The sequence below is a fragment of the Sporanaerobium hydrogeniformans genome, from assembly GCF_002735925.1.
GTDB lineage: Bacteria > Bacillota > Clostridia > Lachnospirales > Cellulosilyticaceae > Sporanaerobium > Sporanaerobium hydrogeniformans.
On record NZ_PEDL01000016.1, the window covers coordinates 68,828 to 90,555 of the forward strand.

The 21,728-nt window shown below is 35.4% G+C and carries 16 protein-coding genes, 10 tRNA genes, 1 rRNA gene and 1 pseudogene; 2 read left to right on the forward strand and 26 right to left on the reverse strand.

All coding sequences use genetic code 11. From position 1 onward, the window contains the following. Positions 1-162 precede the first annotated feature (162 nt). The 10 genes and pseudogenes from CS063_RS13270 to CS063_RS13315 all read right to left on the reverse strand — a co-directional run bounded on the left by CS063_RS13270 (position 163) and on the right by CS063_RS13315 (position 11,809). Positions 163-609 (reverse strand): hypothetical protein, encoded by a 447-nt coding sequence (locus CS063_RS13270; protein WP_330401019.1) that lies wholly within the window; start codon positions 607-609, stop codon positions 163-165. A gap of 109 nt (positions 610-718) precedes the next feature. Continuing rightward, positions 719-1,468 carry a GNAT family N-acetyltransferase gene (locus CS063_RS13275; protein WP_099450191.1) on the reverse strand — a complete coding sequence of 250 codons (750 nt, stop codon included), beginning with the start codon at positions 1,466-1,468 and terminating at the stop codon, positions 719-721. Positions 1,469-1,747: 279 nt separating this feature from the next. Beyond that, positions 1,748-3,288, reverse strand: a pseudogene (gene guaA / locus CS063_RS13280) (glutamine-hydrolyzing GMP synthase). Positions 3,289-3,339: 51 nt separating this feature from the next. Then, complete coding sequence (guaB, locus tag CS063_RS13285) at positions 3,340-4,794, reverse strand: IMP dehydrogenase (RefSeq protein ID WP_099450192.1); 1,455 nt, start codon at positions 4,792-4,794, stop codon at positions 3,340-3,342. Positions 4,795-5,127: 333 nt separating this feature from the next. After that, positions 5,128-5,733, reverse strand: a complete 606-nt coding sequence (locus CS063_RS13290; protein WP_099450193.1) for a TetR/AcrR family transcriptional regulator — start codon at positions 5,731-5,733, stop codon at positions 5,128-5,130. A 17-nt stretch (positions 5,734-5,750) separates the two neighbouring features. Then, positions 5,751-6,941, reverse strand: coding sequence for an ABC transporter permease (locus CS063_RS13295; protein ID WP_099450194.1), 1,191 nt, complete (start codon positions 6,939-6,941; stop codon positions 5,751-5,753). After that, a complete protein-coding gene (locus CS063_RS13300; protein ID WP_099450195.1) occupies positions 6,925-8,076 on the reverse strand; it encodes an ABC transporter permease in 1,152 nt (383 codons plus the stop codon). Before CS063_RS13300 ends, CS063_RS13295 begins: the two co-directional genes overlap by 17 nt. Before the next feature lie 37 nt (positions 8,077-8,113). Beyond that, the gene (locus CS063_RS13305; protein ID WP_099450196.1) at positions 8,114-9,472 is read right to left on the reverse strand and encodes an HlyD family secretion protein; all 1,359 of its coding nucleotides are present in this window, start codon (positions 9,470-9,472) and stop codon (positions 8,114-8,116) included. A gap of 13 nt (positions 9,473-9,485) precedes the next feature. After that, positions 9,486-11,069 carry a TolC family protein gene (locus CS063_RS13310; RefSeq protein WP_099450197.1) on the reverse strand — a complete coding sequence of 528 codons (1,584 nt, stop codon included), beginning with the start codon at positions 11,067-11,069 and terminating at the stop codon, positions 9,486-9,488. Between the two features lie 230 nt (positions 11,070-11,299). Continuing rightward, a complete protein-coding gene (locus tag CS063_RS13315) occupies positions 11,300-11,809 on the reverse strand; it encodes a DUF6106 family protein (protein WP_099450198.1) in 510 nt (169 codons plus the stop codon). Between the two features lie 204 nt (positions 11,810-12,013). On the opposite strand from CS063_RS13315, the gene CS063_RS13320 reads away from it, so the two are divergent. Continuing rightward, entirely contained in the window at positions 12,014-12,859 is an 846-nt protein-coding gene (locus CS063_RS13320) for an undecaprenyl-diphosphate phosphatase (protein WP_099450199.1), read from the forward strand. Between the two features lie 165 nt (positions 12,860-13,024). Here the strand turns inward: CS063_RS13320 and groL are convergent, their stop codons facing one another. From groL to CS063_RS13335, 3 genes are all read right to left on the reverse strand, one after another. Continuing rightward, positions 13,025-14,659 carry a chaperonin GroEL gene (gene groL, locus CS063_RS13325; protein ID WP_099450200.1) on the reverse strand — a complete coding sequence of 545 codons (1,635 nt, stop codon included), beginning with the start codon at positions 14,657-14,659 and terminating at the stop codon, positions 13,025-13,027. 32 nt (positions 14,660-14,691) lie between these two features. After that, positions 14,692-14,976, reverse strand: a complete 285-nt coding sequence (gene groES / locus CS063_RS13330; protein WP_099450201.1) for a co-chaperone GroES — start codon at positions 14,974-14,976, stop codon at positions 14,692-14,694. 202 nt (positions 14,977-15,178) lie between these two features. Continuing rightward, a complete protein-coding gene (locus tag CS063_RS13335; protein WP_099450202.1) occupies positions 15,179-16,063 on the reverse strand; it encodes a DNA-3-methyladenine glycosylase family protein in 885 nt (294 codons plus the stop codon). Between the two features lie 129 nt (positions 16,064-16,192). Here CS063_RS13335 and CS063_RS13340 point away from each other — a divergent pair, with 129 nt between their 5' ends. Then, positions 16,193-16,957, forward strand: coding sequence for a DUF6062 family protein (locus CS063_RS13340; protein ID WP_099450203.1), 765 nt, complete (start codon positions 16,193-16,195; stop codon positions 16,955-16,957). 41 nt (positions 16,958-16,998) lie between these two features. Here CS063_RS13340 and CS063_RS13345 read toward each other — a convergent pair whose 3' ends face one another. The 13 genes from CS063_RS13345 to CS063_RS13405 all read right to left on the reverse strand — a co-directional run. Beyond that, positions 16,999-19,599, reverse strand: a complete 2,601-nt coding sequence (locus tag CS063_RS13345) for a calcium-translocating P-type ATPase, PMCA-type (protein WP_099450204.1) — start codon at positions 19,597-19,599, stop codon at positions 16,999-17,001. A gap of 289 nt (positions 19,600-19,888) precedes the next feature. Then, positions 19,889-20,155, reverse strand: coding sequence for a metal-sensing transcriptional repressor (locus tag CS063_RS13350; protein WP_099450205.1), 267 nt, complete (start codon positions 20,153-20,155; stop codon positions 19,889-19,891). Positions 20,156-20,260: 105 nt separating this feature from the next. Next, positions 20,261-20,333 (reverse strand) — tRNA-Thr (locus tag CS063_RS13355). Between the two features lie 130 nt (positions 20,334-20,463). Continuing rightward, a tRNA-Arg gene (locus CS063_RS13360) sits at positions 20,464-20,537 on the reverse strand. 36 nt (positions 20,538-20,573) lie between these two features. After that, positions 20,574-20,647, reverse strand: a tRNA-Arg gene (locus tag CS063_RS13365). A 34-nt stretch (positions 20,648-20,681) separates the two neighbouring features. Next, positions 20,682-20,766: transfer RNA gene (locus CS063_RS13370), tRNA-Leu, on the reverse strand. 6 nt (positions 20,767-20,772) lie between these two features. After that, positions 20,773-20,845 (reverse strand) — tRNA-Val (locus tag CS063_RS13375). Between the two features lie 37 nt (positions 20,846-20,882). Beyond that, a tRNA-Asp gene (locus CS063_RS13380) sits at positions 20,883-20,956 on the reverse strand. 30 nt (positions 20,957-20,986) lie between these two features. Continuing rightward, positions 20,987-21,060: transfer RNA gene (locus tag CS063_RS13385), tRNA-Ile, on the reverse strand. 6 nt (positions 21,061-21,066) lie between these two features. Then, positions 21,067-21,139, reverse strand: a tRNA-Thr gene (locus CS063_RS13390). Positions 21,140-21,172: 33 nt separating this feature from the next. Next, a tRNA-Glu gene (locus tag CS063_RS13395) sits at positions 21,173-21,244 on the reverse strand. An 8-nt stretch (positions 21,245-21,252) separates the two neighbouring features. Further along, a tRNA-Asn gene (locus tag CS063_RS13400) sits at positions 21,253-21,324 on the reverse strand. Positions 21,325-21,429: 105 nt separating this feature from the next. Continuing rightward, positions 21,430-21,728, reverse strand: a 23S ribosomal RNA gene (locus CS063_RS13405); the annotation flags it as partial.

Genomic DNA, 21,728 nt, shown 5'->3' on the forward strand with positions numbered 1-21,728 from the left:
AATAATACTTGTTAATAATAATATCAGTTTTTCTAGATAAAAAAACAACAATGTAAAAGCAGAATTTCTCAACATACTTTCACTTATTGCTTCGAACTAATATTTATACCTTTTACTGATTCTAAAACTGTTGATTAATCAATGTATTGCTCATTCGCTTGGTTAGAGTTTTTGTATGTTGTTTACGCATTTTTGAATATCTTTTACCACCAACGATTGCATACTTTCCTTGTATCTTGTTGGATGCGCCCGATGTAATGCATTCAAAATATCCTGCCTTAAATCCGGCTTGTATTTTGCTATAATAGGTAACACCTTAATACACTGCCGTGCAGTAATCGGCTTATCATCTGTGATATGCTTTAGATACTTGTCGATAATTTCATCTATTTTATGGTCACTATCCCATTGAGCATTAACAGAAATCAGAATAATGCCTCTTGTTCTGATATAAGAATTTTCATTATCGAGCATATCTGCAAACACATTAAAGAAAGGGTATACAGCATCAGATTGATAGCTTTCATTTTCCAGTAACTTTAAACATTGATAAGCCTTTTTGTTATCACTATCCATTAAACCCTGAACCCAATTATAAATTTCCTCCACTTTGTCACCTCCAAGCGAATATAAACTTGCCTCACCGAGCTATTTTTCGTTACCGTTTTTTCGCAACACTTTTGCTGTTGTTCCAAAATGAGTGCACAAAGATGACCACTCATTTTACATCATTTGTGATTTCATAAGTGACATATGGATGGGAAAGATGATAGCCTAATTTTTCTGCTAAATGAACCGACCTTAAGTCATGGGCGTCCCAACTGGGATAAATGTTGTTTGAGAGACACTCCAAGATTAGCTTTGCGCCGCATACAGTGGCAAGCCCTTTTCCTCTATATTCAGGCTTTGTATCAATTTCAATCTCAATTCCATCTTTGTATACCGCATATGGAGAGGCACCTGAAACCAAATTGCCATTGTGAAGTATTGCTACACCAATTGCACGATTTTGATAGTCTTGATAATTCTTGAATTGAGAACACAAGTCAGCTGACCAGCTTTCACTTCGAGCTAATTCAAAAACTTCACTGTCAAATAGCCGAATTTCATACTCATTATCAAGAGAATCCACAAATGATTTCAGCTTTTCTTTATCAAAAACATCAGGTTCCTTTTTGATAGCATAGCGTAATATCTTCTTAGCTTTTTCACCAAAAACAAGCTCTATCAGTGTTTGCCAATCTTCGTTACTTGGTGCTATCAACATAAACTCTCTCATAGGTACGGATTTCAGCAAATCCTCATTCGGAATTCCCGCACAAAAACTGAAGTCACCATTAATAATAATTGCTGATGTAGGAATGATTTCATCATCTACAATCATTGTCCCCATATATCCTTGTAGGCAAGACCATATTAACGCTTCATCCCAATCTTTGAATAGTGCAATCGCTTTTTCATTATACATTTGTATATCTCTCCTGTGACAAAGCTAATATAAAAATCCTGAAGTAACCTCCATACTACCCTTACCTCAGGATTAGTTTCTTTACCTGTTATAATACTATATTAACCCATTTATCTCAATTAATATTTTACTTTAACAAACATTAACTCTTACGCCATACCTGTGATTTTCTCATTAACATGTTTACTTCCATAGCCGTGCGGCATAACAAAAAAGGTAGGAATTGAGAGCGAGCTCTCATTCCTACCTTTTTTGTTATGCCGCGCACGGCTGTTAGTTTTACTCAAATTCTATCGTTGCAGGAGGCTTCCCTGTGCAATCGTACATAACACGGTTAACCCCTTTAACTTCATTAATAATTCTTCTTGTTACTTTTCCAAGTACTTCCCATGGAAGGTCGGCGCTTTCTGCTGTCATGAAGTCGCTTGTTGTTACTGCTCTTAGTGCTATAGCGTAGTCGTAGGTTCTTTCGTCTCCCATTACACCTACAGATCTCATGTTTGTAAGGGCAGCGAAGTATTGACCCAAACCTTTATCTACGCCTGCTTTGGCTATTTCTTCTCTGTAAATCCAATCTGCATCTTGTACGATACGTACTTTCTCTGCTGTTACTTCCCCTATGATACGGATACCAAGACCTGGACCTGGGAAAGGTTGTCTAAATACAAGGTATTCTGGAATACCAAGCTCTAAACCAGCTTTACGTACTTCATCTTTAAAAAGAAGGCGAAGTGGCTCGATAATTTCTTTAAAATCAACACAATCAGGAAGTCCACCTACATTGTGGTGAGATTTGATGACTGCGGATTTGCCTAGACCACTTTCGATAACGTCTGGGTAAATAGTTCCTTGTACAAGGAAGTCTACTTTACCGATTTTCTTAGCCTCTTCTTCAAATACACGGATAAATTCTTCACCAATAATTTTTCTTTTTGCTTCTGGCTCTTCTATACCTTTTAATTTCTCATAGAAGCGCTCTTGTGCATTCACACGGATGAAATTAAGATCATAGTGACCATTAGGGCCAAATACCTGTTCTACTTCATCTCCTTCGTTTTTACGAAGTAAGCCGTGGTCTACAAATACGCAAGTAAGTTGTTTACCAATAGCTTTTGAAAGAAGTACAGCTGCAACAGAAGAGTCTACTCCTCCTGAAAGAGCACATAATACCTTTCCGTCACCTACTTTTTCACGAATAGCCTCAATAGTCGTTTCTACGAAAGAATCCATTTTCCAGTCGCCTTCACATTCACAGATTTCTTTTACGAAGTTAGAAAGCATGATCATACCTTCCTGAGTATGCATCACTTCTGGATGAAATTGTACAGCATAAATACCTTTTTGCACATTTTCCATCGCTGCTACTGGGCAAACAGGTGTATGTGCTGTAATGCAAAGTCTGCTGGTGCTGCTTCAATGTAATCTGTGTGGCTCATCCAACAAATGGTTTTAGGGGATACCCCTTTAAACAGTTTTGAAGTTGTTCCTACATTTACTTCTGTTTTTCCATATTCACTTACAGGTGCTGTTGCCACTTTACCTCCTAGAAGGTGTGCTGTAAGCTGTGAACCATAACAAATCCCAAGTATAGGAATACCTAGTTCAAAGATGGCTTGATCACAAAGTGGTGAATCTTCACCATATACACTGTTTGGTCCACCTGTAAAGATAATCCCTTTTGGATTCATTGCTTTAATTTTTTCTAAGCTTATATTGTAAGGATGTACTTCACAATATACGTTACATTCTCTAACACGTCTTGCAATAAGTTGGTTGTATTGTCCACCAAAGTCAAGAACGATAACCAGTTCATGGGCCATGCCTTTAATCCTCCTTATTTTTCATCCGTTTACTTTAATAAAAGGTATCTTCTAATATTCAATGCTGTAGTTTGGTGCCTCTTTTGTAATATGAATATCGTGTGGATGACTTTCTTTAAGTCCTGCACTTGTGATTTTCACAAATTGCGCTTTTTCTTGTAGCTCTGCAATAGAAGCTGCTCCTGCATACCCCATACCTGCACGAAGTCCACCTACCATTTGGAAAATCGTATCTGCTACATAACCTCTATACGCTACACGACCTTCTACACCTTCTGGTACTAATTTTTTCGCATCATTTTGGAAATAACGGTCCTTACTTCCTTTTTCCATGGCTGCAATAGAGCCCATTCCACGATATACTTTGTATTTTCTACCTTGATAAAGTTCGATTTCACCTGGGCTTTCTTCACAGCCCGCAAGCATAGACCCCATCATGCAGACGCTAGCCCCCATACCGATTGCTTTTACAACATCACCTGAGTATTTAATTCCCCCATCTGCTATAACAGGTACACCATATTTAGCTGCTGCCTTGGCACAGTCCTCCACAGCGGTGATTTGAGGTACACCTACACCTGCCACAACGCGTGTTGTACAGATTGAACCAGGTCCAATCCCTACTTTAACAGCATCTGCACCAGCTTCAATCAGGGCTTCTGTTGCTTCTGCTGTTGCTACGTTTCCTGCAATAATTTGAAGCTCAGGATATTTTGCTTTTACTTTTCTAACAGTATCTAATACACCTTGAGAATGACCGTGAGCTGTATCAATCGTAATCACATCTACCTTTGCTTTTACAAGGGCATCTACGCGGTCTAAAACATCTGCTGTCACACCTACAGCTGCTCCAGCCAAAAGACGACCTTGTGTATCTTTTGCAGCTTGTGGATACATAATTGCTTTTTCAATATCTTTAATAGTAATAAGTCCTTTTAAATTGCCTTCTTTATCTACAATAGGAAGTTTTTCAATACGGTGATCTGCGAGAATTTGTTTTGCCTTACGTAGGTCTGTACCTTCTGGTGCTGTAATAAGGTTTTCACTTGTCATCACTTCTTTGATTTGACGATTATGATTGGTTTCAAAACGAAGGTCACGGTTAGTGAGAATACCTACTAATTTTGTTCCCTCTGTAATAGGTACACCAGATATTCTGTATTTTGCCATTAATTCATTCGCTTCATACACGTAATGCTCGGGAGAGAGGGAAAATGGATCTGTAATAACACCATTTTCTGAACGCTTTACTTTATCTACTTCTTCTGCTTGTTGTTCAATAGACATGTTTTTATGGATAATACCGATACCACCTTGACGTGCAATAGCAACTGCCATCCGCGCTTCTGTTACGGTATCCATCCCTGCACTCATAAAAGGGACATTCAGAGTAATTTTTTTAGTAAGCTTCGTGTTTAAAGTAACTTGGTGAGGTAAAACATTCGAATAACCTGGTACTAAAAGGATATCATCAAATGTAATACCTTCTTTTAAAATTTTTGACATTTCCTGGCCTCCTGAGATTATAGTAATTATTTTTGAATAAACTAAAAAATCGAACATTATACTATTTGTAATAGTTTTTGTACACTTTAACATATCTTTTCACTCATTGTCAAGATATCTATTTAATCCTCATAATAATTGTTTATTTTATCTTTTACACTAGGAGGATACTCTCAAATATTGTAAAAAATAGAGAGTTAATACAAAACTTGTATTTTTCTTCTCAGGTTAATCTATTAGAAAAAAATATAAGTTTTACATTAACTCCATTTTATCCTTTTTATTCATTTTTATACTTTTATACGGGTGCAAGTCCTATCCCAATGTTGCTCATTAAGGTCTTAATATTTTTTCTATTGTTTGATAGAGATAAGGCTTATATTCCTCTATCGGTACTGGGCTATTAAATAAAATAGAAGTATAACAGGTTGAGCCTACCAGTTCTATAATCATAAAAAAAGTGATTTGCGGGTTTGGAAGATTGAGTTCATCCTCATCAGCTCTTTTTTTAAACATTTCAAAAAGTAGTTTAGAGGCATTGGTTTGAAAATTGTCTTTTAATTCTGTTTGAAAATGGGTATTGTAAATCCCCACTGATAGGTTTTTATAAATAAACTTTAGAAGCTTCTTATCTTCGCTAAGTGCATTAATAATATAATCAATAATAAATAAAAATTGCTCTGTAAAGTTTTTATAATTAATCTTATGACTAGATTTTATAGCCTCTTCAAATAACGTTACTGTTTTTCTTAAGGTAAGAACATTCATTATATCATACTTATCTCTAAAATACAGATAAAAGGTTCCTTTTGCTACACCTGCATCTTTTACAATATCCTGTATAGTCGTTTCATGAATACCTTTTGATATAAATAAGTCAAAAGCTGTATCTAAAAGCTTTTGTTCTTTTTCTCTTTGCTTCTCCTTTATTTTACTCATATGCCATCCATCCCTTTTTATAAATTAACCTCTCCCCTTATCAAAATAGAAGTGTCTTCATTACATTTTGTGATTTCATCTGTTGTAAATCGCTTTTTAAATACCCATAAAGTTAAAGGCATAAATACTATACTATATAATACTAAACTTATAGCATTTTGTCTAATCGCCTCAAAAGCTAAACCTTTAACCATGATTTCATCAAAAGGCCTTGAGAAGTATATTAAAGGCCAAATAAGCTTTACGATTTTTACTAAAAGGCTAGGCATTTGTTCAACTGGCCAAACATAACCACAAGCTAAAAATGTAGGTAAGGAAAGCATATAGGACACTTGAGAAAATTTAATTTTATCCTTAGTAAGCGCACATAGGAGGATGGCTACAGCGCTTATAGCTACTGCAAAGAGGCTACTCATTAGTAGGGCTAATTTAATATCTCCTGCGAATATTACACCATATTTTCTATTAATCATATAAATAGCAAGGCTTCCTGTCAGCATTAAAAGGGCAGCTGCCACAATGACTTTTGCCATTAATCTCGTAAAAGGATGATCTCCTGCTGTTTGCTTTGGATTTCGAAAAATAAGGGTAGCTAGGCCTGATAACATAAGCTGCTGAAAAAACACTGTCATAAAACCATAAATAAGATAATTCATATAGGTAAGCTTAGAATCATAAAGCATCCTATCTGTAAATGTAAAGGGAAGTGTCATTGACGTAGCTGTCTTATTTGGGAGAGAACCCTTTGCTTCAATCATTTTAATCTCTGTACCTGCTGCCACAGTTTGAATAATCTCTGCCGCTCCTGCATAGGCATTGTTACCAATAACTACATTGGCTCCATCTGTAAGAATGAGTACCTGTGACCCCTCACCTCTTAAAACCTTTTCGCTAAGATGAGGTGGTAGATAGACACCCATATTAGCTTTTTTGAGGTGAATAAGTCTTTCTAACTCTTCTCGATTACTAGCATAGTATTCTATTTTAAAACGCTCATTATCATCAAAGTACTTTGCAATTTGCCTACTTAAACTACTATTATCCTCATCTAACACAGCTATAGGAATATCATTTACATATTCATGAGCATAAGCTCCTGCAAACCATAAAGTTAAGACTGGCATTCCGATAAAAAACAAAATCATTAAACTGACTTTTTTAAAAATAAATTCTATTTCTTCTCTCATACTTTTAAGAAGCAATGTCATTTTCTACTCCTCCCTTTACTTTACTTAGATAATACTTATAATTACCCATTAAAGCGATTACAAGCATACTTATTATAAAGAAGAGTAAATAATAGATATCTCCTCCTAAGTTCTCTAACTCTCCTTTTAAAAATAAATTTCTTATGTTATCACCATAATGGTAAAAAGGAATGATATGGGAGACTTTTTGGTAGAAAGGAAGCATCGATATAACTGGCCATGTATAACCTGCCATAATAGAATTAGGGATTAATAAAAGGCCGATAACTACAATGGCTATGACTCTATTTGAAATCCATGTTGAAACAGCAATAGACATTGATGCTATAGCAAAAGCTAACATTATACTAAGAAGCATCGCTACCCCTAAAGAACCTCTAAACGGCAACTTAAATAAATAGATTTGAACAAGTACATTCATAATAAAAGAAATACTTCCTAATAAGCCATAAAAAAGTGTTTTTCCTAAAGTATAACCTAGATTACTTTTCCTCTTTTTACCTTGTCTTATAAAATCTATACAAAGTACAGCTGTTAAACCTATACCCGTTTGACAAATAATCGTCCCATAACCAGGTGTCATAAAATAATTAAAATTCTTACTAGGGTTATAAAGCGTTCTATTTTCAAAGTTTATAGGCATTGCAGTATGATAGGCTTCTTCCTCATTCATATTGAGTCTTCCTTCCAGCTGTTTGATAGAAGCGCCTACTCTTATAGACAAAAGAATTTCACTTGCCTTTGCTTTAGCTACACTTGTAATACTCATATGACTCCCATCATAAAGCATTAATATAGAAGGTGATCTTAGGCCTATTACGTCTTCGGAAAAGTTTTTAGGGATAATCATCCCCACCTTTACCTTACTTGTATCGAGTAAGCTTTGAAGCTTATTTTCATCCTCTACCCTATAGGCAAGTGTAAAAGTATTATTGTCTGAGAAGTACCCTATAACTTCTCTACTCAGTTTGGAGTTATCATAATCCACAATAGCCATGGGAATATGGTCTATTACACCTTTTGAGAGCTCCCAGCCAATCATGAGATTGACTAGAACAGGGATGATTAAGCCTATAAGGATAATCATTTTATCTGTTTTTAGTTTTTGTACTTCCTCCATTAGGCTTTCAAACATAGCGTCACTACCTCCCTAAATATTGATCCACCTCATTTTAATTGTTTACAAATTGAATGAAAGCACTCATTCCTGGTCGTAATATCCCTTCATCATTATCTAGCTTTACTTTTACCCCAAAAGAGACGATATCAAAGTCTCCATTATCATTGGTGGCTCTTTTAACAGCAAAACTAGGTGACTCATTAATAGTTACTACTTCCCCTGTAAAGGTTTTATCAGGATAGGCAGGTACTTTTACACTTACTTTTTGATGTTCCACTATTTTGCCTAAATCTGTTTCTTTAACATTAATTTCTGCCCATGCCCCTTGTAAATTGCTAACTACACCCATTTGGGTACCTGTAGAAACAAGCTCGCCTTCTTCTGAATGGACAGCGGTTACCGTACCATCCATAGGTGCTTTGATAATGACCTCATCTAAGTAAGCTTCTACTTCTGCGAGAGCTCCTTTTGCCTGGGCTACTAAACCTTCCTTGGCTTCAACTCCAGCTTTTGCTTGATAAAGCAAGGCATTTGAGGACTGCACACCTGCTATCGCTTGTGTTAGTTGTGCCTCCGCTGCACGCTCACCGGCTTCTGCTTGTTCTACTCGTGTCTTACTTGCTTCTACACCTGCCTGTGCTTGCTGGCTTGTAGCCGTTGCCGCTTTTTTATCCTCTACCCTTGCACCTTCTTTAGCCATACTTAGGGTTTGCTCTGCTACATCGAGCTGTGCTTTTACTTCTTCTAGTTTTTGCTTAGATACTGCTCCCTTTTCTTCTAATAGGACAATCCTATCATAGGAAGCTTTCATAATATTATAAGCAACCTGTGCCTGGGCAATTTCTTGTTCTCTTGCTCCTTTATCTGCTTTTTCTTTGATTGCTGTAGCTGCTTCTTCTTGCTTTTCGGCAGCTTTTACCCCAGCCTTAGCCTCATTCATTTTACCTTTAGCAGCTGTAACGCCTGCTTTTGCTTGCTCTACAAGGCCATTAGAAGCTTTAACCCCTGCTTCTGCTTGAGTATACTGCTCTTTAGCGGCTTTAAGGGCAGCCTCCGCCTGAACAACAGCGGCTTCTGCTTGCGCTTTTTTGGCTTTTAACTCTTCACTTGAAATTTCAAAAAGTGGATCTCCTGCTTTTACTTTTTGCCCTTCTTCAACATATATTTTTATAACTCTTCCAGGTACTTTGGCATTAATATTGACTTCTTTTGTTTCTATAACACCTTGACCTACAAGTCCTTTAGAAATATCAAATAATTTATCTACATGAAATGTTTGTGTTTTTTTATCTGTTTCTAAACCCAAAGTCTCAAAACTAATAAATAAAACAATAGCTATAATAAGAACAAATATACCAGCAGTATAGCCTATTCTTTCTTTATCAAATAAGTTTTTTATTTTCTCCTTCATGATGCTCTCTCCTTTATTTATAAGGTAATATACCTATATCATTTAAATATTTAACATTTGCAAGCTTATAACCATTGGTGGTTTCAATTATTTTTTCTTCCATTGATGCAAGGTTTTCTTCTGCTGCTATCACTTCTACCATGGTTCCTGAGAGGTCTTCAAGATTTAAACTTTTAAGTAAAGCATTGCTAGCTCCAAAGCCCACTTCATATTTAAGCTTTGCTATTTCAACATTTTCTTCTGCCTGAATTTTTAGATTTTTTGCTGTTTGTGCAACCTTTTCCATTGTACTAACTGTCTCATAGGACATTCGTATACCACTTTCTACTTCCAGTTTTGTGTTTTCTAACTCAATCTCAGCTTTTTTAAGGAGTAATTCTACTTCTTTATACTGATTATCACTTGTTTTATAACCCGAACTTTCTACTGCTGCTCTTAAGTCTTTATAGAGTTCTACTTGTGCCTGTGCCATCTTTATTTCAAGCCTTGTACGAAGTCCACTATTAATACCTTGTGTAAGTGTTAGATGGGTAGTAGTTTTCTCTTCATCGCTTTCTACAAGCTTTATAGGGGTATCTAATGCCATGTTTAAGTCTTTCTTTAAGGTAGTTAAAGCATTTTTATACTCTTTTTCTTGGAGATCATAAGCGATGCATGTGCCATCATAATAAGTTTTTGCAAGTATCTCATCATCTTTTGATTTAGCGCCTACTTCATAAGCATAACTTGCATAATCGTATTGCAATTTCCCTCTTTCCATAGCCTTACTTTTTACTTCTAAGAGCTTTTCTTGTTTAAGTGCTTCGTAGTAGCTATTTTGTATCTTTAAGGCTATTTGATTTTTATAAATATTAACAGAGTAGCTAGTAATCCTATCTTGTACCTTTGTCATCTCTACCATTAAGTCAGCAAGAGGTCTTGGCTCTAGAGAGGAAATGGTACTAGTAGAAAGCTTATTAGCAACACCAGTCATCGCAAATTGTACCGCTAAATCATACTTTGATTTACTAGAGATATATTTTTGTGTACTCTCATCTAGTGTTTCTAATGCGCCATTGATTTGAGATTTACTGGCATCTAGGGTTCTTTGAACCTGTTCGATAACCGCCCCAGTATTTCCTTCTAATCCATAAGCTTCTAAAAAGCTTTCTATATTTTGCCCTTTGGGTATAGTTAATAGAATCTCTCCTGTAGCAGGATTTGGAATAGGGATATCCTGGGGAGCGATCCCATTATCAAGGGCAGCCTGAGCTGATTCTAGTTGGTCTAATGAATCATAGATTGTTGCTCTACCATTACTTAAATCACTTTGAGCATTAGATAATTCATTAGCTCCATTATAAATAGCATTCTTACTACCTTCTGCATTCTGACTAATAAGTGCTGCTAACTCTGCAGCGTTTTTAACCTTATGTATAAATGGATTATTTTCCAGTCCTTTTTCTATAGCTTGCTCTAGCGTTAAACTAAGCTCATTGTCCTTATTTGTAGTAGTGCTATTTTCATTTAATCTCTCTGTATTGCCTGCATAAGTATTAAGGTTAAATGCCAATATGAATATAACTACTAACGTTACTGTCCTTCTTTTCCTATCCATTTCTATCTCTCCTCCTTTATTCATTCATATACCTTTATATGGTTGTTATTTTTAATATTGACCAATGGTCATTAATGATTATAGTCAAAAAATGACTACTGGTCAATATTTTTTTTTATAATATACCATTATTTTTTTTAAATAATAGCATTTTAATAATGATATAGAGGTACACCAAAAAAGAACCTATGGAAAAGTGTTTTCCATAGGTTCTTTGTGTACTCTGAACTTTATATTTTCTTAATGACTTTATGAGGTGCTTGTTTATAAAGTTCATTTAAAAAAGACGCATTAGGTGTAATAAGAATTTTACAAAGGGTATTATCTTGGGAACTAATAATGGCATAGGTATCCGCTCCATCATTATTATCGCTTGCATTAATAAGTTTATTAAAACGTTCTATTTTACCTTGATTATTCGTATCTTTAATGCTAACCATTGCTTCGATTTTTTTCATGTCTATAGTGGTTACTCTTTTACGTTTGGATTTATTGTAAATTACATCAATGTCCAACTCATTATTCGTAAGAATGTATTCATATTCTCTATTAAATTTAATAAACAAAGTTCCTGCTCCAAAAAGTACTATCAAAATAATAACAGGTCCTAAAAATGCACCACCTAATAAAAAGGCTATTATAATAAGTACTGCTGCTGCTCCCATAATCAGTGTTTGCATCAGTACATCTTTAGAAGATTTCTTTTGCTTAATAAGATATTCTTTAAATATTTCAGCCATAATGCCTGTCCTCTCTTTACGTATATTCCAAAGGGTTATCCCTTCTATTCTATCTGTTATTACTATATTAACTTACTATAAAACAAATGATTTTTCAATATATATCATCTTTTATTTTATTTTTAGTGATATTTTTATTTTTTAAAAATATTCTATATATTAATATGGTTTGTACTATTTTTACACTCAAGGGGGTATAATACAGTGGATTTAGTATTTATTTTTAAAGCAGCACTTTTAGGAATTGTGGAGGGTATTACAGAATTTTTACCCATTTCTTCTACCGGTCACCTTATTATTTTTTCCAACTTACTTGGTTTTTATAAAAATGCCGATAAAGCTTATGTAGATATGTTTAATATGGTTATTCAATTGGGTGCTATTTTAGCAGTTGTTGTTCTTTATCGTAAAAAGATTATGCAGACTGTTATTTATCTTTTCCCCAGTTCTAAAATTTCTTTTTCAGAATCATGTCTCTACTTTTGGCTTATGATTGTTATTTCTTGTCTACCTGGTAGTGTTGTTGTTCTCCTTTTTAATGCTACTATTAAAGAAAATTTCTTTAATCCTCTCACTGTGGCAATAGCTTTATTTGTAGGAGGGTTTTTGATGTTGTTAGCAGAAGCTAAACTTCCAGTTAAGCAAGAGCTTACTCTTGAACGTACACCTATTCATCCTTGGCAAGCACTGGTTGTAGGACTCTTTCAAGTACTTGCTATCATTCCTGGTATGTCCCGCTCCGCTTCTACTATTATAGGGGGATGGCTTGCTGGCTTTTCTACCCTAGCAACTGCAGAGTACTCTTTCTTTTTAGCAATCCCTGTTATGTGTGGTGAAACCTTGCTTAATATTTTTGAAATGCAAGGTAAACTCTCTTCTTTAGAATGGCTCTCTTTAGGAGTTGGTTTTACAGTTTCTTTTATTGTGGCACTTCTTGTTATTGATTCTTTTATTACTTTTTTAAAGAAAAAATCAATGTCTGTCTTTGCTGTTTACCGCATTGTTTTTGCCTTTGTAGTACTAAGTTGTGGGGTTATGGGACTTTTCTAAAATTTTACTCTAAAAATATGTAGGATATATAAAATTTCAAAAAACATTTGTTCTTATCTCATAAAAATTTTAGATACTAAAAAAGCTACCTACACATTTCTGAGTAGAGTAGCTCTTTTAATAATTAAAATCAATTATTCATTTTTCGAGTTAGTGAAAAAGGGATTACATCATTCCCATTCCACCCATGCCGCCCATTCCACCTGCTGGCATAGCTGGTTCATCTTTCTTAATGTCAGCTACGATACATTCTGTTGTTAAGAAAGTCGAAGCTACAGAAGTTGCATTTTGAAGTGCACTTCTTGTTACTTTAGTTGGGTCAATGATACCGCCTTCGATCATGTCTATATATTGCTCTGTAAGTGCATTAAAGCCCATACCTTTTTCAAGTTCAGCTACTTTATTAATAACAACTGCTGGCTCAAGCCCTGCATTAGCTACGATTTGACGAAGTGGTGATTGAAGGGAAGAAAGAATAATACGTACACCTGTTCTTTCATCGCCTGTTGTTGTTTCTAATAATTTTTCTACATCTTTAGCTACGTGAATATAAGTGCTACCACCACCTGCGATGATTCCTTCTTCTACTGCTGCACGTGTAGCTGCAAGAGCATCTTCAATACGAAGCTTTCTTTCTTTCATTTCTGTTTCTGTAGCTGCACCAACTTTAATAACTGCTACACCACCTGCAAGTTTAGCAAGTCTTTCTTGAAGTTTTTCTTTATCAAATTCAGAAGTTGTTTCTTCGATTTGATGACGGATAAGAGAAATCCTATTAGCGATTTCTTCTTTATCACCAGCACCATCAACAATTACTGTGTTTTCTTTGTTTACTTTGATACTAGCTGCACGACCAAGCATATCAATTGTAGCTTCTTTAAGGTCTAAACCTACTTCTTCTGAGATTACTGTACCACCTGTAAGTGTTGCAATATCTTGAAGCATTTCTTTTCTTCTATCCCCAAAGCCTGGGGCTTTAACAGCTACACAGTTAAAGGTTCCACGAAGTTTATTTACTACTAAGGTTGCAAGTGCTTCACCCTCTACATCTTCTGCAATAATAAGAAGACGAGAACCTGTTTGAACAATTTGTTCAAGTACTGGTAAAATATCTTGAATGTTCGTAATTTTTTTGTCTGTAATTAAAATATATGGATTTTCAAATACAGCTTCCATTTTTTCTGTGTCAGTTACCATGTAAGCTGATAAGTAACCACGATCAAATTGCATACCCTCTACTACATCAAGCTCTGTAGTCATTGTTTTTGATTCTTCTACAGTAATAACACCATCATTTGATACTTTTTCCATAGCATCTGCAATAAGTGTACCTACTTCATCATCTCCAGCAGAAATAGCTGCAACACGTGCAATATGGTTTTTACTGTTTACATTTTGGCTCATGGCCTTGATAGATTCTACAGCTACAGCTGTTGCTTGTTGCATACCACGACGAACAATGATTGGATTTGCACCAGCTGCAATATTTTTAAGACCTTCTGTAATCATAGCTTGTGCAAGTACTGTAGCAGTTGTTGTACCATCCCCTGCTACGTCATTTGTTTTTGTCGCAACTTCTTTTACAAGTTGTGCACCAATATTTTCAAATGGATCATCTAACTCAATTTCTTTTGCAATAGATACACCGTCGTTTGTGATAAGTGGTGTGCCATAAGATTTATCTAATACAACATTACGACCTTTTGGTCCTAATGTTACTTTTACTGCATTTGCTAATTGATCAACACCTGATTGAAGTGATTGTCTTGCCTCAAGTCCAAAACGAATTTGCTTTGCCATTATGATATCCTCCTTATGTGATTGAAGTATAATTATTCTACAATTGCTAAAATGTCACTTTGTTTAACGATAACATATTCTTCTTTATCTATAGTTACTTCTGTCCCTGCATATTTAGAATAGATAACTTTATCGCCTTCTTTAACTTGCATCTCTACTTTTTCACCATCTACGATGCCACCAGGTCCTACTGCTACAACCACCGCTTCTTGTGGTTTTTCTTTTGCGGCACCTGTTAAGATAATACCTGATTTTGTTTTTTCTTCTGCTTCAAGATGTTGAATAACAACTCGATCACCTAATGGTTTTAAGTTCATAAAGAAAGACCTCCTCTGTGTATGGTTAATAGTTTTTATTTTGTTAGCACTCACCTTTATGGAGTGCTAATGATAGTTATAATATTATTGCAAATTTTTTATTTATGCAAATGTAATTTTATCCAATTTTTATTAATTTAAAGCTTATTTTATGCGTTTTCTTTTTATTTATCATCTTTTTATCGTTTTTCTTTTATTTTTATTATTTTACGGGTTTAAATAATGCATTTTCTCTTGCATAGTAAAAAAGGTATTGCTGTGCATAACCTCTTAGATCACCAAAGTAATCCTCTGCAAATTTTTGTATTTCTTTTATAGGAATAGTCTTCCCTCCAAAGTATAGGCCTTCTATTACCCGTTTAATCCAAACATCTGTGGGAAATAATTCCATTTTGGAATACGCAAAAAGTAAAATACAATCGGCTACTTTAGGTCCCACTCCTTTAATCATCATAAGTTTTTTCCTTGCCTCCTCTATGGAAAGAAAATAGAGATCATTTAGTAGAATCTCACCATTTAACACCTTTTGGCAAGCATCCATAATATAAGGTGCCCTAAAGCCTACCTTACAAGCTCTTAGCTCCTCCTCTGTAGCCCTCCCTAACTCTTTGGGAGTTGGAAAGGTGAAGTAGTAATTTCCCTCTCCATCTGCTTCGTTTATAGGAAAACCAAATTGTTGTGTTAAATTTTTAATGCATGCCTTAATGTGAGGTATGGCTTTATTTTGAGAGATAATAAAGGAAATAAGCATTTCCCAGGGATCTTGTCTTAAGAGCCTGATACCTTGCCCAAAAGCTACAGCTTTTTTCATGTGTTCATCCTTGTGAGAGAGTACGGTAGCTATATTATGATAGTTAGTATCTAAATCAAAATACTGACTCCATAAATCATCTACTTCACTGATAGTGGTATTATGAATAAGTACACTACTACTATGAGGTTGTTGCATGATTTTAATAAGCCTTTGTTTGGCAATAAGTAAGTAGCTACTTTCTGAAACCCTTTCAAAGCGAAATACTTGTCCACTTTCTAGTATCTGCCCAATAGCAAAGTGGTCTAAGTGTTGAAGCATTACGACATTTTTCATACCTTCACACCCTCTTTTTTCATTACTTTAAGTATTATTTCCACAATAAGGATTAATAAACCTATTTTTAATAGGAAATATACTATCTTATGCTATAATAAATATAAAAACAATAAAGGTGGTTTTCAAATGAAAGATACCATTTATACGATTCCTTTAACAGATGCTTTTAACTCTGAAGATGAATGCCCTTTTTGTTATATTACTCGTAATTTAGAGCAAGATGCCATTTCTTTTATACTGGGGTCAGCTTATATGGAAGATGATATTCGTGAACAAACTGATAAAATGGGTTTTTGCAAAGAACACTATAAAAAAATGTATGACTATGGCAATCGTCTTGGGACAGCCCTCATGCTCCATACTCATTATAAAGCACTTGAAAAAGAATTAAAAGCTAAGATGGAAAGCTTTTCTCCTTCACAAACTAGCTTCTTTTCTAAATTTAAAAAAACTAAAGCATCTACTGATTCCTCATTAGATGCCTTACCTCACTGGATTAAGGCTCAGGATAAGAGTTGCTATATCTGTAACCGTATAGATACTAACTTTAAACGCTATATGGACACCTTTTTTTATCTTTATACACATAATCCTGAATTTAAACAACTTTTTTCAAATTCAAAAGGTTTTTGTATAACTCACTTTGGTGATCTTATGACTCTATCTGAAACCAAACTCAATACTTCTCAAAAAGAAAGTTTTTACCCTCTTTTGTTTGCTAAAATGGAAGAAAACCTAAAACGTATTGAGGAAGATCTTTCTTGGTTTATTGATAAATACGACTATCAAAATCAGGATGCCCCTTGGAAAAGCTCAAAAGATGCTATTCCAAGAGGCATCCAAAAACTGGTAGGTACCTACGTTCAAGACCCTCCTTTTAAGGAAAATTAAAAGGAGGATCCACCTTCTTTGGTCTTTCAACAAATGGATGTTTAAAGACTTTTTATCCCTTTAATAAGTTGAATAATACAAGTAGGTAAGAATGCTAATAGAGAAAAGGTTGCAATTTGCTCGATAGTTAATGGACTTATGTTAAACAGTTGCTGACAAGCAGGAATAAATAGTACTGCATTTAAAAGCGCTACTCCTAAAATAAAAGCAAGGATAGAAAAAACATTGGTAAATAACCCTAATTTGACCAGTGACTCTTCTCCTCTACAATTAAACCCATGAAAAAGTCTTGCTAAGCATAGTGTAGCAAAAGCCATTGTACTTGCTACTTGTGCTCCTCCTGCTTTTAAGCCACTGTAAAAAGCAAGGAGTGTACAAATAGTAAAAAGTCCTCCCTCTATAAAAATAGCCTTTAATAATTTTTTGTTAAGGATATTTTCTTTTGCATTTCTTGGTTTTGTATTTAAAACCATATGGTTTCCTTTTTCTACCCCTATTGCTATAGCTGGAAGGCTATCTGTAACTAAGTTTATAAAAAGAAGCTGTACAGCTGCAAAAGGAATGGGTAAAGCCATTAGAGAGGTATAAAGTACAGTAAGTATACCTGCTGTATTACCTGATAGTAGGAAATGAATTGCATTTTGGATATTTCTATAAACATTTCTTCCGTTACTTACTGCCTTTATAATCGTGGCGAAATTATCATCTGTTAAAATGATAGCTGCTGCATCCTTGGAGACTTGAGTACCTGTAATACCCATAGCAATGCCTATATCTGCTTTCTTAAGAGCTGGTGCATCATTAACCCCATCTCCCGTCATAGCTACTATATGTCCCTTTTGTTGCCATCTGCTTACAATACGTATTTTATGTTCAGGAGAAACACGGGCATATACAGAAATTTTATCTAGTTTACTATCTAGCTCTTCATCTGTCATCTCATTAAGTGTTCTCCCATCAATCGCTTCATCTCCTTCTTTTAAAATACCAAGTTCCTTGGCAATACTAGAAGCTGTTACTTTATGGTCACCTGTAATCATAATGGGCTTTATACCTGCTTTTAAGCAGTCTTCAACAGCCTGTTTAGATTCTTCTCTAGGTGGGTCCATCATGGCAATTAAACCTAAAAAGGTATAATCTTTTTCCTCTACTAAACTTAACTCGCCTTTTTCTCTTCTCTCTTTATAGGCAAATCCCAGTACACGTAGTCCTCTTGCTGAAAATTCTTCATTCGCCTTTTTTATCCTTTCCTTTTCTTCATTGCTAATAGGTTTTATACCTTCCTCTGTTTCGCTAAAAGCTAATCTTTCTAAGAGGACATCTGGCGCCCCTTTTGTAAATAAAATATTTTTATCCTCTACCTGATGTAAGGTTGTCATTAATTTCCTATCTGATTCAAATGGAAGTTCTGCTATTCTTTGTATTTCTTTTCTTAATTCTACTTCATCCACTCCATAATTTTCAGCCCAATTAACAAGAGCTATTTCGGTAGGATCCCCTATCTGTTTTTCCTCTAATGTAAGCGAATCATTACAAAGAACTGCTGCTTTCATTAAATAATTTTCTACTGATGTTTTAAAAGACATTTCTTTGCTTTTTTGAAATCTATTGTTACAATAAATTTCTTTAACTGTCATTTTATTTTGAGTAAGTGTTCCTGTTTTATCTGAGCAAATAATTGAAACAGAACCTAAACTTTCTACTGCTTTAAGTTCTTTTATAATGGCATTTTCTTTCACCATACGTTGTGTACCTAATGCAAGTACGATAGTTACTATAGAGCTTAATGCCTCTGGAATGGCGGCTACTGCTAAAGCTACAGCAAACATGAGTGAATCTAATAGAGGCATTTGTCTATATAAACTTAATAAAAATATAACACCACAAATCATTAAAATCACAACAGCTAGCTTCTTACTAAAATCATCTAAGCTTACCTGTAAAGGTGTTTTCTTTTCCTGAGTAGTATTCATAAGGTCTGCAATCTTTCCTAATTCTGTTTGCATACCTGTTGCTGTAACAATAACCTTACCTCTTCCATAAGTAACAAGACTCCCTGAAAAAACCATATTTTTTTGATCTCCCAAAGGTAACTTCTTTTCTTCAAGCACTTGTTCTATCTTTGTAACACTCTCTGACTCACCTGTTAAAGAACTCTCATTAACCTGTAATGAAAAGCTTTCTATAACACGTCCATCTGCTGCTACAACATCACCTGCTTCAAGTATGAGTACATCTCCTATTACTACCTCACTAGCAGGTAGCTCTGTCACTACACCATTCTTTAGAACTTTAGCATACGGTGCAGATAGCCTCTTAAGGCTTTCTAGAGATTGTCTTGCCTTTAAGTGCTGAAGCGTTCCTAATAAAGCATTTAATAAAATTACCACTAAAATAACTAAAGTGCTCTCTCCATTTCCTATAAAAAAGGAAACAATAGCTGCTAAAATAAGAATAAGTACTAATACATCTAAAAATTGTTCAAAGAAAATACGAGGTATGGATTTTTTTTTATTTTCAATAAGTGTATTTTTACCATAATCTATTAATCTTTGTGAACGTTGCGAATCACTTATCCCTTCTTTATTTGTTTGTAATTCTTTGTAAAGCTCCTCATAATCCCAGTTAAAATAATTGTTCATTACTAGTTCCTCCTTTTATTTATTCAACAAATAAACTTTATGAATAACTAAAAAACAAAAGACTTTTAATGTTCTTTAAAAAATTTCTAAAGAACATTAAAAAGTCTTGTAACCATTAAGATGATGGCATATAGTACCAGATTATTCATCGCGTTGTTGACACTATATTTTATACTACTCCCTTTTAAAGTTATTCACTTATATTTATTACTACTATAATATAGAGAAAAATGATAGTTGTAAAGTACTTTAGAAAGTATTTTAAATTTATTAGACTTGAAATAGATAATTACTTACTTATAATTTTTTCTAGTACTTTCATAATTTCAGCAATCTTTTCTTCACCTTTATCTTCAAGGCATGCTGCTTTTACACAGTGTGTAAGATGCTGTTCTAAAATAAGAATATTAGCTTTTTTTAATAAAGACTGAACAGCAATAATTTGATTAGATACATCTATGCAATAACGCTCTCCTTCTATCATTTTAACAATACCATCTATTTGGCCCCTTGCTGTTTTCAAAGCTTGCAATGCTTTTTTCTTTTCTGTATTCATTTCTTCCCTCCTCACAGTAGGGGTATTTTGTCTTTATAGTATACCCTAATAAATACGTTGTCAAACTTAAAAAGCACTTATCTAAAGGATAAGTGCTTTTTTTGAAGCCGACGATCGGACTCGAACCGATAACCTGCTGATTACAAGTCAGCTGCTCTGCCAATTGAGCCACGTCGGCATATTCTATATTCTAGCTTACCCAGCTCACTTGGCAGAGTTCCTCTGCCCTCAGACCAAACTACGGTCTTCGTATAACTCCATTGAGCCACGTCGGCATGTTCTATATCTTAATTTAAAACAACAAAAAACGTGCACAGAAGGATTCGAACCCTCGGCCTTCTGATCCGTAGTCAGACGCTCTATCCAGCTGAGCTATGCGCACATAATAAAAATATATTCTGTTATTTAAAAGAATAAGCGTGCACAGAAGGATTCGAACCCTCGGCCTTCTGATCCGTAGTCAGACGCTCTATCCAGCTGAGCTATGCGCACATTTTTAATAGTATAACCTATAAACATAAAAATATGCCCGAGACCGGAATCGAACCGGTACGAGGGGTTAGCTCGCAGGATTTTAAGTCCTGTGCGTCTGCCAGTTCCGCCACTCGGGCATATAATGGTCGCTATAGGGCTCGAACCTATGACCCCCTGCTTGTAAGGCAGGTGCTCTCCCAGCTGAGCTAAGCGACCATATTTATAAACTTTTAAGCTAATTGCTTAACTTAAGCGACCCAGAAGGGACTCGAACCCTCGACCTCCGCCGTGACAGGGCGGCGTGCTAACCAACTGTACCACTGGGCCAAAATCTATAACTTATTAAGTAATTCTTAGTGGACCCTCGGGGACTCGAACCCAGGACCGTCCGGTTATGAGCCGGATGCTCTAACCAACTGAGCTAAGGGTCCATATAAAGCCGACGATCGGACTCGAACCGATAACCTGCTGATTACAAGTCAGCTGCTCTGCCAATTGAGCCACGTCGGCATATTCTATAATAATTACTTTATTAAGTTATAATGACCCATAGGAGAATCGAACTCCTGTTACCGCCGTGAAAGGGCGGTGTCTTAACCGCTTGACCAATGGGCCTTAATAAACTCCCCGAGTAGGGTTCGAACCTACGACCCTCCGGTTAACAGCCGGATGCTCTGCCGCTGAGCTATCGAGGAATACTTGCTACTCATTTGAGCACTGTAGAAGTATAACATTCTGTTTGACCTATGTCAACATTTTATACTCACAAAACTAAACACAATCCTTTAACCTTTTATTGTTAGGTCAAACCCTCGAACCGTTAGTACTTAGTACCTACATGCATTACTGCACTTACAGCCTAAGCCTATCTACCTCATAGTCTCTAAGGGGTCTTACTCCATTTCTGGATGGGAAGTCTTATCTTGAGGGGGGCTTCACGCTTAGATGCCTTCAGCGTTTATCCCTTCCAGACTTGGCTTCTCTGCTATGCCATTGGTATGACAACAGATGCACCAGTGGTCCGTTCATCCCGGTCCTCTCGTACTAAGGACAACTCCTCTCAAACTTCCTGCGCCCACGACGGATAGGGACCGAACTG

Bases quoted from the DNA above. Each gene is read 5' to 3' on its own strand.
- CS063_RS13275 (WP_099450191.1), bottom strand. From the start codon at position 1,468: ATGTATAATGAAAAAGCGATTGCACTATTCAAAGATTGGGATGAAGCG.
- guaB (WP_099450192.1), bottom strand. From the start codon at position 4,794: ATGTCAAAAATTTTAAAAGAAGGTATTACATTTGATGATATCCTTTTA.
- CS063_RS13290 (WP_099450193.1), bottom strand. From the start codon at position 5,733: ATGAGTAAAATAAAGGAGAAGCAAAGAGAAAAAGAACAAAAGCTTTTA.
- CS063_RS13295 (WP_099450194.1), bottom strand. From the start codon at position 6,941: ATGACATTGCTTCTTAAAAGTATGAGAGAAGAAATAGAATTTATTTTT.
- CS063_RS13300 (WP_099450195.1), bottom strand. From the start codon at position 8,076: ATGTTTGAAAGCCTAATGGAGGAAGTACAAAAACTAAAAACAGATAAA.
- CS063_RS13305 (WP_099450196.1), bottom strand. From the start codon at position 9,472: ATGAAGGAGAAAATAAAAAACTTATTTGATAAAGAAAGAATAGGCTAT.
- CS063_RS13310 (WP_099450197.1), bottom strand. From the start codon at position 11,069: ATGGATAGGAAAAGAAGGACAGTAACGTTAGTAGTTATATTCATATTG.
- CS063_RS13315 (WP_099450198.1), bottom strand. From the start codon at position 11,809: ATGGCTGAAATATTTAAAGAATATCTTATTAAGCAAAAGAAATCTTCT.
- groL (WP_099450200.1), bottom strand. From the start codon at position 14,659: ATGGCAAAGCAAATTCGTTTTGGACTTGAGGCAAGACAATCACTTCAA.
- groES (WP_099450201.1), bottom strand. From the start codon at position 14,976: ATGAACTTAAAACCATTAGGTGATCGAGTTGTTATTCAACATCTTGAA.
- CS063_RS13335 (WP_099450202.1), bottom strand. From the start codon at position 16,063: ATGAAAAATGTCGTAATGCTTCAACACTTAGACCACTTTGCTATTGGG.
- CS063_RS13340 (WP_099450203.1), top strand. From the start codon at position 16,193: ATGAAAGATACCATTTATACGATTCCTTTAACAGATGCTTTTAACTCT.
- CS063_RS13345 (WP_099450204.1), bottom strand. From the start codon at position 19,599: ATGAACAATTATTTTAACTGGGATTATGAGGAGCTTTACAAAGAATTA.
- CS063_RS13350 (WP_099450205.1), bottom strand. From the start codon at position 20,155: ATGAATACAGAAAAGAAAAAAGCATTGCAAGCTTTGAAAACAGCAAGG.